10 protein-coding genes are annotated in these 13,886 nt (G+C 35.2%); 6 read left to right on the plus strand and 4 right to left on the minus strand.

Annotated features, from left to right (window positions below; genetic code table 11):
• Positions 1-58: 58 nt before the first annotated feature.
• Genes E4N74_RS09265 through E4N74_RS09280 form a run of 4 tightly spaced genes read left to right on the plus strand, consistent with a single transcriptional unit; the run spans position 59 to position 6,080 of the window.
• Positions 59-697, plus strand: a complete 639-nt coding sequence (locus E4N74_RS09265) for a hypothetical protein (RefSeq protein WP_255817275.1) — start codon at positions 59-61, stop codon at positions 695-697.
• A 47-nt stretch (positions 698-744) separates the two neighbouring features.
• On the plus strand, positions 745-3,435 hold the full coding sequence (locus E4N74_RS09270; protein ID WP_255817276.1) for an efflux RND transporter permease subunit: 2,691 nt from the start codon (positions 745-747) through the stop codon (positions 3,433-3,435).
• Positions 3,428-4,213, plus strand: a complete 786-nt coding sequence (locus E4N74_RS09275; RefSeq protein WP_255817277.1) for an outer membrane lipoprotein-sorting protein — start codon at positions 3,428-3,430, stop codon at positions 4,211-4,213. Before E4N74_RS09270 ends, E4N74_RS09275 begins: the two co-directional genes overlap by 8 nt.
• Before the next feature lie 34 nt (positions 4,214-4,247).
• Positions 4,248-6,080: a hypothetical protein gene (locus tag E4N74_RS09280; RefSeq protein ID WP_255817278.1), complete on the plus strand. Its 1,833-nt coding sequence runs from the start codon at positions 4,248-4,250 to the stop codon at positions 6,078-6,080.
• Between the two features lie 71 nt (positions 6,081-6,151).
• On the opposite strand, the gene E4N74_RS09285 is transcribed toward E4N74_RS09280, so the two are convergent.
• Genes E4N74_RS09285 through E4N74_RS09295 form a run of 3 tightly spaced genes read right to left on the minus strand, consistent with a single transcriptional unit; the run spans position 6,152 to position 10,795 of the window.
• On the minus strand, positions 6,152-7,456 hold the full coding sequence (locus E4N74_RS09285; RefSeq protein ID WP_255817279.1) for a 2-hydroxycarboxylate transporter family protein: 1,305 nt from the start codon (positions 7,454-7,456) through the stop codon (positions 6,152-6,154).
• A 10-nt stretch (positions 7,457-7,466) separates the two neighbouring features.
• A complete protein-coding gene (locus tag E4N74_RS09290; RefSeq protein WP_255805056.1) occupies positions 7,467-9,134 on the minus strand; it encodes a P83/100 family protein in 1,668 nt (555 codons plus the stop codon).
• A gap of 20 nt (positions 9,135-9,154) precedes the next feature.
• Positions 9,155-10,795: an outer membrane protein assembly factor BamB family protein gene (locus E4N74_RS09295; RefSeq protein WP_255805058.1), complete on the minus strand. Its 1,641-nt coding sequence runs from the start codon at positions 10,793-10,795 to the stop codon at positions 9,155-9,157.
• A gap of 528 nt (positions 10,796-11,323) precedes the next feature.
• Between E4N74_RS09295 and E4N74_RS09300 the strand changes: the two genes are divergently transcribed.
• Both E4N74_RS09300 and E4N74_RS09305 read left to right on the plus strand, forming a co-directional pair.
• Positions 11,324-12,163, plus strand: coding sequence for a CPBP family intramembrane glutamic endopeptidase (locus E4N74_RS09300; protein WP_255805059.1), 840 nt, complete (start codon positions 11,324-11,326; stop codon positions 12,161-12,163).
• 4 nt (positions 12,164-12,167) lie between these two features.
• A complete protein-coding gene (locus tag E4N74_RS09305; RefSeq protein WP_255805060.1) occupies positions 12,168-13,013 on the plus strand; it encodes a CPBP family intramembrane glutamic endopeptidase in 846 nt (281 codons plus the stop codon).
• Between the two features lie 7 nt (positions 13,014-13,020).
• Here E4N74_RS09305 and E4N74_RS09310 read toward each other — a convergent pair whose 3' ends face one another.
• Positions 13,021-13,794, minus strand: a complete 774-nt coding sequence (locus tag E4N74_RS09310; RefSeq protein WP_255817280.1) for a DUF1295 domain-containing protein — start codon at positions 13,792-13,794, stop codon at positions 13,021-13,023.
• Positions 13,795-13,886 lie beyond the last annotated feature (92 nt).

The following is a 13,886-nucleotide window of genomic DNA, read 5'->3' on the forward strand; positions in this document are numbered from 1 at the left end:
ATATTATAAATATACGACCTAGACTAGAATATGAAGGGGTACAGTTTTATAATTATATATGTATACTAGACTTACAACAACTAAACTTAATAGAATTTTTTTATGTTTCAGTGAAGATATTACAGCAGCGGCTACTGCAAAAATTACCGGAATCAATCGGAACACCGTAAACAGATATTTTGGAATCATTCGGGAAAAAATACTTAAATACAGCATCTTTGAGCAAACCAGAGAAATTTCCGACAATGTCCGTCATATTTCCTATTTTAAAAAAGCTAAAATTAGAAGAAAAAAGATACACGATTTTATTGCCGCACGTCCTGTATTGGGGCTTTTAAAGAAAGGCAAAAAAATATTTGTCAGCTTGGTGCATGACGATTCCCATGAAAGCCTCTTTTCAATAATAAAGGGCGATTTGGAGAAGCTTGTTTCCCATCAAAACAAAATTGAACCTTTTAACACTTCGTTGCTAAAGGATTGCGATCAATACAGGGTTTTTTATAATGAAAGTGAAATCAAAAATGAGCACACCGCGGGAATTGAAAATTTTTTAACTTTTGCAAAAAAACGTTTGGCAAAATTTAACGGCTTTTCATCAGGATCTTTTTTACTTCATCTAAAAGAATGTGAATTTAGATATAATCATCGTGATGAAGATTTATGTGTTTTGATCAAAAAAATTTTTAAAAAATTTTAAATTGTTATAAATACTAAAAAGTAATTATCTAAGGAGATTGGAACTTTATGAATAAAACAAAATTGAGCTTTATTATTTTAACAATTGTTTTAGGTGTAACTGTATTTTTTGCTTTTATGCTTCCGAATATAATTATGGATAATGAATTGCGTCATTTTTTTCCTGAAGAACATGATTCGTACAAACGCTTTAACCGATTAACTGAAGATTTCGGCGATCAATATATAATGGATGTTGTAATAGAAACAAAGGAAGAAACTATCCTTCATAAAGAAACTATTGGGATAATTGCACAAATTACCGAAGACTTGGAAAATCTTGACAATATTGTAAATGTAAAGTCGATAACAAATGTTGATTTTATTACCGATGACCAAGGAACTCTTTCAACAGGGGCCTTAATCCCCGAAGATTTTAACGGAACAAAGAGTGAAATAGATGATCTACAAAAAAGAATTTTAGAATGGCCTAAGGCATATATCGGTACCGTTCTGTCTTCAGATTTTAAAGGCGTACAAATAATTGCAACATTAAACTCAGACTCAACTCCGCCTGAAGTAAGCCGTATTTACAATGAGACCTTAAACATAATTGAAACAAATTTGAGTAAGGATAAAAGTTTAAACTACAAAATTGCAGGAGATCCGGTATTAGGTGAATATGGAAAAATATTTATGTATGCAGATTTAAAAAATCTAATTCCATTAATAACAGTTGTGGTTTTGCTTTGTCTTTTTTTCTCCTTTAAAAATATAGAAGGAACTATTCTCCCCCTATTGACGGTTTTAATAAGTACGATTTGGACAGCCGGCATTATGTCAATCATAGGAGAACCTCTTACGATAGTTTCAAGCTGTCTTCCGGTTTTGCTTATCGCTGTAGGTTCCGCTTACGGGATACACATAATAAATTATTATTACCAAAATTTGGAAAAGGAGCCTCTTATTACAAGTGTAAGCCGCCACCATGAACTTATAATGCAGACACTTAAAAGTGCCCGTCCGCCTGTTTTACTTGCAGGCATCACAACAATTGCAGGATTTGTTTCTACAATAACAAGTCCTATAAAGCCCTTGAAATCTTTTGCGATCTTTAGTGCGGTAGGTATTGTCATCGCTCTTTCCTTAGCTTTTTTATTTATACCCTCTGTTTTAATGCTAAAATCGGTCAAACAAATACAAAAACAGCAAAAAAGAATGAGCCTCCTAAATGTTAAAAAGAATGCGCGCCTTGCAGCTCTGGGTGTAAATAAAAAAGGAGCTGTTCTTGACAGATTTTATTCCTATTTTAATAAAAGACAGGCTGTTTTCATTATCGGTCTTTTAGTCATAATAGGAATTTCAATTTGGGGAATTTTTAATCTTAATATTGAGTCGGCATTTTTGGAATATTTTCCTAAAAATTCAAAGATACGCAATGATGTAGTTTCTATCGATAATAAATATGTCGGAACTACAGGTTTTAGCTTGGTTGTAACAGGACGTGAAAAAGGAGATATGTGCAATCCCGAAATTTTAAGGAGTATGGATGATCTTGAAAATTTTTTAAAATCAAATCATCCCGAAATAGGCAGCATTGTTTCTTTTACAGAATTTATAAAACGCATGAATCAGGTTATGAATGCTCATCCTATAGAGTCTCAAAATATCGTTACGGAAAATTCAGAATCTGTTGAAAGTTTTTTCGATGATGAAGATACTCTTGAAAGCGGTCCATACTCTGAAACCGATACAATTGCTTCCGGTACAGCTTCGGTATTAAAAGATAACTTAAATCGGGAAGAAACTATAGAGCTATTCGTTTCAGCTTACGCTAAAGCTTATGCTTCTTCTAATTCAAGAGAACTCGGTGTATCCGAATTTATTGAAGCCTTAAAGCGTGAGATTAACTATAGAGGAGCGGCTTATTATGAAATACCCGACGATATCGAAAAATATTCTGTTTCACAAAAAGAAGAATTAAAAAATATTATTTCGCAGTATTTACTTTTATATTCGGGGGCTCTTGATTCTCTTTTAGATGAAACTCTTGAACCTAAGAAAAGCAGAATGCAGATTATAATGCGGACTCATGATACGGGAAAAATTAAAAATGTTATTCAGGATGCAGAATATTTTGCAAGTACACATTTTCCTCAAGGCTATACTTTAGAAGCTGCCGGTTTGGGAGAATTGGAAACGGCTATGACTTCTATGATAATTTCAAGTCAGGTATCAAGTTTGGTTTTGGCTGTTGGTATAGTGTTTTGTATTTTATCTCTCTTTTACCGATCTTTTATTGCAGGTCTAATCGGAGCTATTCCTCTCGGTATTTCCATATTACTTAATTTCGGCATTATGAGTTTAACGGGAATAAACCTTGATATGGTAACAAGTTTGGTTGCGGCTATTGCAATAGGAATCGGAATAGATTACACGGTTCACTTTATGAATAATTATCATAATGAAAGAATAATAAGTGAAGACTTAACACAGGTTACATTAAAAACTCTCCGCCATTCAGGAAAAGGAATTGCAGTAAACGCTTTTTCGGTCGGATGCGGTTTTTTGGTAATGTGTTTTTCTAAATTCGTAGTCCTCAGGTTTGTAGGTTTTTTGGTAGCGGTAGTAATGTTCACAAGCTCCGTTGCTGCATTGACCATATTACCTGTCGTATTAAATATTTTTAAACCATCATTTATGGCTAAACCGCATAAAAATATTTTTGCGCAAAAGCCGAAAGGAGAAACAAATGAATAAGTCATTGTTAAAAAAATCGGTTATACTGTTTGCATTAACGGTATTATGTATCAGCTTTGCCTTTGCTGAAGACGGCAAAAGTATTGTTCAAAAATCACTCGATGTAAAACGGCCTAAGTTTACTCACTCTGCCTTAAAGATGACTCTTGTCGATTCTAAAGGAAATACTGAAGAACGGATGATAGAACAATGGGCAAAAGATCCCGGAGATAAAACAGGAGCTGCCGTTATCGTTTTTAAAAAGCCTGCTTTGATTAAAGATACAAGGTTTTTGCAAATAGTAAATAAAGATAGGGCTAACGATAAGTGGATTTATCTTCCGGCTCTTAGAACTGTCCGCCGTATTGCGGGGGCAGAGGGTTCAAAACCATTTATGGGAACTGATGCCGATTATGATGATCTTGAAACAAGAAAGATAGATGATGATACTCATACTCTGCTCGGTGAAGAAACAGTTGATTCTTACAATTGCTGGAAAGTCGAATCTGCGGCAGTAGATCCGAAAAGCAGCCGCTATTCAAAAAAAATTACCTACATCGACAAAGTGACTTGTATTCCGGTAATGGCCGAAATGTATGACAAAAAAGGTGCGTTGCTCAAAGTATTGAAGGTAGAAAAACTTGAAGAAAAGAACGGATATTGGATTCCTATAAAAGGAAATTTAACGAATGTTCAAACCAAACATTCTACCCATCTCGAAATTTTAAATATAGAAATAGACAAACCGATTAATGATAAAATGTTCACACAGAATTTTTTAAATACGGGAAGATTATAGGCTATCTTTTTATAGGAGGTAGGAGGAGGGGGGTATGAAAAAATATATATTTATTTGTATGATTTTTATTTTTATAAATTCTGCCCAAGCTCAAGACTCATTTTTTGATGATTCCGATTTAAACGATGAAAGTGCAAATTCGGAAACCGGACAAAGTTTATCGCGGAATTTTGAATTTTCAGGTTTTGCCGCTCTTGGAATAAGATTCTATCCTCACCCTGATTTAAAGCGGGCGGAAGCTGTTCCTAATTTCGGCATAAATTTAAAACACTCTTCTTCAAAAACGGAAATTGACTCTCATTTTAAATTCAATATGAGGACTATTTTAGAATATCCTCTTGATTTTATTGATGAATGTACAATGAGAGCCTATCTTGGAGATTTTGTATTATCAACAGGAAAAATGAAATTGGTTTGGGGAAGGGGTGATATGCTCCATGTTTTGGATGTATTTAATGCTAACGATTTTACGGATTTTACTATTCCTTCTTACATTGACCGAAGAATAGGAGAGCCGATGATTCATCTAGCCTACAACGCTCCAATATCCTTGCGGCTCGAAGCTGCATGGACACCTCTTATGACTCCCGACCGTGTTTCCTTAAAAGGACCTTGGATACCTTCGCAAATTGAGGAGGCAAAACAAAAAGTAATAACCGATTTAAACTCTATTATGGAAGATACAAGTTTTGCATTTTTTTTTAATGAGAACAAAATTCAAAAAATGCTCCATGACCCTATTTCTGCACAGATACAAAACATAAATATAAATTCTTCAATTACCATTGACATGAAAGATATCGTTTCAAAGTTGGATCAAGAGGCTTTATTGGATGGTATCGGTCATTTAGTAAAACCGCAAATAAAAAAATTATTAGAAAATCTTGCAAAGCAAAAAATTACATTCTCGATAACCGAAATAGCAAATACCTTATTACCGCCTAAACCTGATGGAAGTGCTTATACCGATGAGGAAATACAACAAATGCTTAAAGGAGAACCTTTTTTAACTCAACTTACTTCAAAGATTGCCCATGAGATTTCCGAAAAAGGAAAAAAACTTGAAACCGAATTAAAATCCGATTTAAAAAAAGCAAATGCAATAATCCAAAATTTTGATTTGAATCCTTTTATAAAAATCGGAATGAACTCTTTTCTTCCCGATATGAATCAGATAAAATACGGGCAGTACGGCTTACGGCTTTCAGGTTCTTTGGGGCCGACCGATATGGCTTGCCAATATTATTTTGGGCATTATAAAACTCCATCTATCGATGTTTCTGCAATGGTCGAAAAAGCTATGAGCGGCGGGAATATAAGAGATTGTGTTTATTACGATCCTATTCACATTTTTGGTATAGATTTCGGAGCTGCAATTTTTATGTTTAATTTTAGATCGGAAGCTGCATATTATATGAGCTACGATTTTAAGGGTAATAATCCTGCCGTTCATAATAACAGTATTCAGTGGGTTTTAGGTTTTGATGTAGATATTCCGCTCAATAACATAAACCTAAATATTCAAAATATAGGTTCTTATATTTTAGGTTTTAAAAATGTAAAAGAAAATAATAAAAACGGTTTTATAGACATGGATTGGAATAAGGCAGAAAAAGCTTCAAACAATAAGCTAGTTGTAAATATTTCGGACTCATGGCTCCACGAAAATTTAAGCGATTCTATAACAATAATTTGGGGAATAGAACACAATGATGCAGTTATTATGCCCAAAATAAAATATAGGATAAAAGACGAATTTTATGTGGAAGGAACGGGAGCTTATATTTATGCAAAAGATAAAAAAAGTGAATTTGCTTCATGGAAAAATAATCACTTTGTTCAATTAAGCTTTGAATATCATTTTTAATTAAGGCATAGAAAAAACCTCCTGAGCCCTTTAAGGATCAGGAGGTTTTCTTTTATAACAGCTTAACCTTATTAACCGCCAAAGAACAGCGGGACTAAGAACGAGGCAAGCAGGATTATAAATGCTCCTCCCAAGCGGGATGAGATTTGAGCAAAGGGCATGAGTTCCATGCGCTTTGAAGCCGTAAGAACGGCAACGTCTCCCGTTCCTCCCATGTTGGCCATACAAAGACCTGCGGTGATAGCAGCTTCAATCGGATAAAAGCCTACAAGTTTTCCTATGAGTCCGGCACCGATTATTGCGCCGATTATAACCAAGAGTACAAGTACAACATAAGAAATGCTAAAGGCACCGATAATATCGCCAAGGCTTGTATATGCAATACCTATACCGACCAAGAGGGCTGAGGTAAAGTTTTTTGCGACAAATTTGTACCAAAGTGCACAAGCATTTTCGAAGTTTCTGGGCAAGATATTTGCAGCCTTTACAATAGCAACACTTATAATCATCCAAGCATAGGTGTGGATATTTATCCCTATAAGTTTAAGCAGATTGGAAACTATATTTCCCCATGTAAAGAAGGCTGTTGCAATAACGATTGCAACTCCGAACTCCAGCAAAGAAAAATGCCTTTGAAGTTCTTCTTCATTAGGAACCTCAAACGTTCCGCTTGCAAGAAGTTGCCCGTTTCCTGTCCAAGAAGGTTTAATCTTGCCGAGCTTATCAAGTACACCTCCGGCAACTATTGCAAGAGCATTACCGAGGGCTACGGCCGGTACAAGTTTAGACAAAATTTGCTCTGTGGGAATTTTCAATGCAGATGAAAATACTTGAGAGATCGGAACCGCTCCCGCTCCCATTCCTCCGCCCATAATCGGGATTCCGACATAAGCTATAGCTTCCGTAGCCTTCATTCCAAAAATAGGAGCTCCCAATGCAACCAAAGCCAAAGCAGCCACAACCGAACCTATGATACAGGGGAAATAGCGGATAGCAGCTTTTATCAAAAGCTTTCGATCCATTCCAAGGATTGACCCCGTAATAAGGGCAGCAATGTAAAAGTCTAAAAAACCTCCGCTTTTCATAAAAGTTGAAATATTTTTTAAAATTCCTTCGGGTAAAACATTATAATAAGCGAGAGCACTGGATGCAAAGATAATTACAATCGGGCCTCCCCCAAAAAAAGTTTTTACTATAGGAGTATTGTCTCCTATAATGTTTAGTACCTCCCCAAGCACCATCATCAAAAGCAAAGCCCCTATCATTCCGCCGGGCAACTTATTCCACCATGTTGCTGCAATTACAACTGCTGAAATAACACCGAAAAGAGTGAGAGGCATTCCTAAAATCTCATACTTTTTCTTTTCATTTCCCATAGTAAACTCCTTATTTTGACTCTGTTTCAGAGACAACTATATTGGTTAAATCGGTTAGTTTTAATAAACGGATACTGTTCTTGCTGTCTTGAACCAATAAACCCTTATCGCCTACAGTTATAGGTGTATAGGGTAGTACTTCCACGGCAGATTTAGCTTGAAGTTCAAGTTTGTCATTATAACGTCCTATTAAATATTTTCCGTTATTATCAATTACTGCATAATAATCGTTTTCGTTTTTTACCAAAACACTTTCACCTGCAATATTCTCTTGACTTTGTTTAACAATCTCAAGGGATTTTGAATCTATCAGTACAAGGGCTATTACAGCATTACCGGACTGAGTACCGGCTATTGCCATCAGATTTTTTCCTACAATGTAGAGGTTCCTTCCTCTAATCGTATTGATTCCCGAAGTTCTAAGTTCTTCTTCCGTTTTTAGATCCAGAAGAACCAATTCAGAAAGCATCTTTGATTCATCTACAACCTTTAAACCATAGCCGGGAATTGACGAAGCAATAGCAGCATCGCCTTCGGCTTTTTTCTCAGCCTTTTTATCTTCTATGATTTTCTGTGTATCCGAAGCAATGTCCTTCCTATCAGTTTGAGCTTCTTCAGCCTTTTTTTCGGCCATCTTTTCTTCTTCTTTTACTTCTTGTTTGGCCTCATCCGCTTTTTTTTGCTCTTCTTCGGCAGTTTCTTTAGCTTTTTTAGCCTCTTCGGTCTTCTTTTCCGCTTCTTTTTGAGCTTCTACAGCTTCTTTTTGCTTTTCTTCAGCAGCTTTTTTATCTTCAGGCTTTCCTGTTTTTGCAGCTTTTTCTTCTGCTTTTTTAGCTTCTTGCTGTTTTTGTTCAGTCTGCTGTTTTTGTTTATCGGCTTCTTTTTGCTTTGCTTCGGCTTCTTTCTTTTGCTTATCAGCTTCTTTTTGTTTTGCTTCGGCTTCTTTCTTTGCAAGCTCTGCACGCTTAGCAGCTTCTTCGCTTTCTCTTTCTTTTAGGTCAACCATTTCTTTGCGTTTTTCAATGTCCTTATCTTCATCTTCACGCATTTTTTCGACAACCTTTTTATCGGAAATAGAAGTCGTATCTACTGAACTTATAGTACCGGCATATTTTTGGTCTGTTAGCGGAATGACTATTTGAGTTTGACCCGGCCATTCATCATAACGCAGGGCTAAACCGGCTTTTTCTTTTGTCAAATTCTTTGTAACAACCTGCTTGTACTTTTGATTAAAAAAATCCATCTGCCCGCGGTAAACGGCATTATAGATTGTAACAAAGTGTGCAAGAGTTGCCGCATCTCTGCCGGAATATCCGTAAGCGGACATTAAATATCCTGAGATAATAAGCCTTACATTATTTATATGATCAACACCGGCATCTTTTCCTATAATAAAGATATCCGCATCAAGGCCTTCTTTTGTTTCCGGGTCTACACAGTGAATAACTGCGTATCTGTTCATATCTCCTGCACGTCCGTTTTGTACTGCCCCTGCAAGATTAGAGCCTATACCTCGAATTGTGTCAACACTATCGACAACATCATGGGGGCCGTTGTAGTTAATAAATTCTATAGCCCTATTTCTTACAGAGTCAATTTCAGGTCTGTCAACCTCAATTGCAAAACCTGAAAAAATTAACATAAGTGTAAAAAACGAAAAAACCAATAGTTTTCTCATAAGCAAATCCTCCGTTCTTCCTATTGTACTATATTTTTTAGTTTTTGTCTTGCATAATTTTGAATAATATTTGAATAAGGCCCCTTAATTACATAAAAAAGGCTTGAAATAGCAGCCCGGGAAGTTTCTTGATCGCCGAAACGCATCAGTGCAGTTAAACAATCACAGACTGCAGCCATAAGGTTTATGTCATCATATTTGGCCTTTCCCATAACAAAACGTATACCTTCCATTGTCTTGCCGTCGGGATCATAGGCAAGATGCTCCAAGCCCCGCAAAATTCCGGCGAGCACATCAGGGTCATCTATTTTATAGATTCCATTCAATAAAATATCCCTATATTCATAGGAGCCTAACCTTCCTAAAAGCTCTGCAGCCCTTGCTCTATCAAAGGCATTAAAATCTTGCGCAAAATATGAAGCCTTGCGCTTATTTTCCAATATGGTTTTTAACTGAAAAGCATAGCGAGGTTCCTTTTCGCCTACTGCGCCGTTTTCTATTTCTTTTTGTATAACATCTAAAAGTTCTGCCGTAGTAGCATATTCAACAAAAAACGGAAGGTCATCCTTACCCTTATCGTCTTTTTGCACTATAGAATAGAAACTATCAGGAGAACTTATTTTTGTTCCCTTTCGTAAGAGCTTTGTTTCGACTCTGTAAGCGTTTAAAATTTCATTTGTTATTCCGACTAAAAGCCCGTTTTCGGTTATAATAGGGAAAAAATCGGTTTCGGGTATCTTTTTTTCCCATTTGATGCGCCCTGAGTCTGTAATAAGACAGCCGAATCCTTTTGCGGTAATATTGAATTCGTTGCCGATTGCATAGCAATGCACCCCGCCCGAAAAATTACCCGAAGTTTTTTCTTCCCATATAAGTTCATTAGTCTTTAAATCTTTAAAAATCAGCTTACCGCTTTCAAACATATAAAGAACCTTTCCGCCCTTATAAAAAGCATTTCTGCATATTTCGGGCTCGGTAGTTTGCCAAAGAGCTTCGGAGCCTCCTCCCGTTTTGTAGTACGAAATTGAACCGTCCGTACAAGCAAGAATGTACCCTTCAGGAGCCTCCCCTATAGCCGAGACGGTCTTTTTAAGCCTGCGCTGCTCTACAACCGAACCGAAGATAGAAACACGCAAGAAATCCCCCGATTTTAAAATCAAAACTATATCTTTGGAACCTGTTTCAGAAGGCTGAAATATGGGTGCGGAAACTAGGGGAATTTCCCATTTTAGTTTTCCCGAAGAAGTAAGACAAATTATGTTATCTTCTTGGATTATAAAAATGCGCCCATCCCGTGCAGTATGTACGGGAAAAATTGGTTTTTTCTTTAAAGGATAAGTCCAAAGAGGCATCCCTTGAGAAGAAAAGGCTTCAATATTCCCCTTTGCAGTAACCATGTAAACCAGTCCTGCTTGAGAAACCGATAAAAAATTGCTTGGGAATTCACTTGTATTTCTTCGCCATAAAAATGTGCCTTGAGAGGTAATACAGTTTAGGGCCTTATCGTCCCCTGCCGTATAAATATTTCCATTCCAAAAAACCGGAACCGTTATATTCTTGCCGGCAAACACTAATGTCCAATGAGCGTCAAGGGGTTGTGCGGGCAGCTTAAAAGAAAAAACAAAAAAACAAAAAAATATACTAAAAAACGATTTTTTCATAATTTTATCCGGTAAAGATAAATACGGTGAATAGAATAAATGATTTTTAATGTTTTTTCAAGATAGCTATTTTTAACAATTTTCCTGTCAATAGTTTCCTTGACAAATAAGCAGACCTGCCCTATACTTATAAGTGAAGCCGTAACAGTGTCATCTCTTATTAACGGTAAGCATAAGCTTATCCGGTTTTTAATTATCATTATGGAGGAAATATGGATTTTAATACCAACAAGAAAACAACTAATGAGGGTGTGGGCTTTTTTCTGTAGAAAACCCATCTATTATTGAACCGATTGCTTCGATTTGCAGCGGGCACTTCAATGATCCTCTTGCTCCGCCTCATGTAGACGGCGGCGGGCGCGAAGGCGGCGGTTCAGGAGGCGGTTATTATACAGGCTGGGAAGACTATATAAATGAAGAAAAAAGGAAGAGTAAACAATAAAACAAAAATGAGGAACATACCAATATAAAATTTAACTAACAAAATATTCTCTGTTACGGCTATTTTTTATAAAGAGGTTTTATTTTATGATAAGTAACAAAAAGAAGATTTTAACCGTTTTTTATTGGTTTATATCGGTTATAGTTGAAGCTTTTACCGCATATTTTATTATTGAGATTATATATGTAGATGTACTTATGTATAAAGAAGAATATTGGTATATACTCAAGACTCTTGTATATACGGTACTTGGTATTGCAATCATAACCTTTAAACGGTATAAAGAAAATAAAAATCTTTTACAATTTAAGCCTTTTAAGTTTTCTACGGTTATAAAAGTATACTTGATTGACATCATTATAACTACACTTATAGCATGGGTTTTATTCAGCGGTTTTAATTATTTTAAGAATACTATACAAAACTCATTTTTCTATTTTTTAAACAGGTTTACGGGAAAAGAAAGTTTTACCGTCCGTACTATATTTAATACCTATTTTATATACAAACCATTTGTTATTCAGAGATTTATAATGACTCTTACCATAGTACCTATATATGAAGAACTTATATTTAGGAGAGTAATCTATGATGATACAAAAAAATTATTTAATGTAAAAATAGCCGCTCTTGTTTCTGCGGTATTATTCGGCTTGATACATTTACATGGAAGCTATATACAGATTACTGTAACAATGGTGGGAGGTTTACTATCAGCCTATTGTTATGAAAAGACAAAATCTCTTTATGCATGTATCTTACTCCATTCTATACATAATTTGATGAGTAACGTTATATATAGATTATTAGACTGGCGCGCATATGTTATGCTTACTCTTATTTGTATGCTTGCCGGTGTAATTATGCTTATTGCCGAAGGGATTAGGTATTTCGGCAGAAGAAAGGCACTCATTATAAGGGAATGATTTTATGCCATATAACAAAAAGAAGATTTTAACCGTTTTTTATTGGTTTATATCGGTTATATTTGAAGCCTTTATTGCATTTTTTATTATTGATATTATATATGTATATATTTTTATGTATAAAGAAGAATACTGGTCTATAATTCTGACTATTGTGTATACTGTACTGGGCATTGCGGTTATAACCTTTAAACGGTTTCAAGAAAATAAAAATCTTTTACAATTTAAGCCTTTTAAATTTTCCACGGTTATAAAAATATTATTACTTGCTATAAGTATAACTATGTTTATAACATGGGTTGTATTCCGCGATTTTAATTATTTTAAAAATATTATACAAAACTCGATTATTTATTTTTTAAATAGATTTACGGGGAAAGAAAGCTTTACTATCCGTACTATATTTAATACCTATTTTATATACGAGCCCTTAGTTTTCCGGAAGTTTATAACGGCTCTTATCATAGCACCTATATATGAAGAACTTATATTTAGAGGAGTAATCTATGATGATACAAAAAAATTATTTAATGCAAAAATAGCGGCTCTTGTTTCTTCAATATTATTCGGCTTAATGCATTTTAACGGAGGTTATTTACAAGTTACTGTAACTATGTTGGATGGTTTACTATTAGCCTATTGTTATGAAAAGACACAATCTCTTTATGCATGTATCTTACTCCATTCTTTAAATAATTTTATGAGTGTTGTTATATATAGATTATTAGACTGGCGTGCATTTGTCTTACTTACTCTTATTTGTGCATTTGCCTGTATAATTATGCTTATTGCCGAAGTGGTTAGATATTTCGGTAAAAGAAAGGCAGTAACTGAAATAGGTATTAATTAAGTTGAATCTAAAATATAAAAGGAAATACCCTCTTAGGTTTTAAAGCTGAAAATTCTTCAGGAAATTCTTCCTTGTATCTTTTATTTATAGTATAGGCTCTGGGAACAAGGTTGGCACAGGTCCAAAAAGCAAACAAGAGGCCTACAAAACTCCACGATAATAGAGCAAAGCCGAACCATTCCAATATTTCGCCGAAATAATTGGCACTGGATACGTACCTGTACATTCTTTTATGAGGAAAGTAGTGTGCACTATCTCCCGGTTTTCGTAATGAACGTATATACTTGTCCGAATCTATGTTTATAGCCATCCCAAGTAAAAAAATAAGAACTCCGATTATAAAACGGGGATCATATAGCCACGAGATAGGGTACATGGTCTTGGGGGAAAGGTAAAAAAGCCATGCACCTATTAAAAAGGCGTTTATCGTATTAAATGTAATTCCCATCAAAACGATGAGGAGGGGCATCTTACTTTTTCCTTTAAGTAAAAATGGAAATATAAGAACTCTTTGAGCGTAGTGCAATACAAAAAAAAGGCCGATTATAATTCTTACAAAATTTTCAGGCTTAGCCCATACGCACATTAGGACAATCATGGTAATAAGTGTAGGCACTTCCATCACAAACCAAGCGATTTTATTATTAAAGGAAAATCCCCATTTTTTATTTATCATTTTACCGTATCCGGCCGGTACAAAAAACAGTACTACAAAGCAAATCAGCCCGACACCGAATAGGACAATTTGTGCAACATTAAAAGTAAATATCAGTCTTTCCATAGGTATTGAGTATAAATTATCGATGTATCAGAGTCAATAGATAAAAATAGATGAGGCAAAAAGACTTCAAAATTTTTATCCTGTTTTCTTAT

It is taken from the genome of Treponema putidum (assembly GCF_024401155.1).
Classification (GTDB): domain Bacteria; phylum Spirochaetota; class Spirochaetia; order Treponematales; family Treponemataceae; genus Treponema_B; species Treponema_B putidum.

Excerpts from the sequence above, each read along its gene's own strand:
- E4N74_RS09280 (WP_255817278.1), top strand. The coding sequence starts at position 4,248 with ATGAAAAAATATATATTTATTTGTATGATTTTTATTTTTATAAATTCT.
- E4N74_RS09270 (WP_255817276.1), top strand. The coding sequence starts at position 745 with ATGAATAAAACAAAATTGAGCTTTATTATTTTAACAATTGTTTTAGGT.
- E4N74_RS09275 (WP_255817277.1), top strand. The coding sequence starts at position 3,428 with ATGAATAAGTCATTGTTAAAAAAATCGGTTATACTGTTTGCATTAACG.
- E4N74_RS09310 (WP_255817280.1), bottom strand. The coding sequence starts at position 13,794 with ATGGAAAGACTGATATTTACTTTTAATGTTGCACAAATTGTCCTATTC.
- E4N74_RS09265 (WP_255817275.1), top strand. The coding sequence starts at position 59 with ATGTATACTAGACTTACAACAACTAAACTTAATAGAATTTTTTTATGT.
- E4N74_RS09305 (WP_255805060.1), top strand. The coding sequence starts at position 12,168 with ATGCCATATAACAAAAAGAAGATTTTAACCGTTTTTTATTGGTTTATA.
- E4N74_RS09290 (WP_255805056.1), bottom strand. The coding sequence starts at position 9,134 with ATGAGAAAACTATTGGTTTTTTCGTTTTTTACACTTATGTTAATTTTT.
- E4N74_RS09295 (WP_255805058.1), bottom strand. The coding sequence starts at position 10,795 with ATGAAAAAATCGTTTTTTAGTATATTTTTTTGTTTTTTTGTTTTTTCT.
- E4N74_RS09300 (WP_255805059.1), top strand. The coding sequence starts at position 11,324 with ATGATAAGTAACAAAAAGAAGATTTTAACCGTTTTTTATTGGTTTATA.
- E4N74_RS09285 (WP_255817279.1), bottom strand. The coding sequence starts at position 7,456 with ATGGGAAATGAAAAGAAAAAGTATGAGATTTTAGGAATGCCTCTCACT.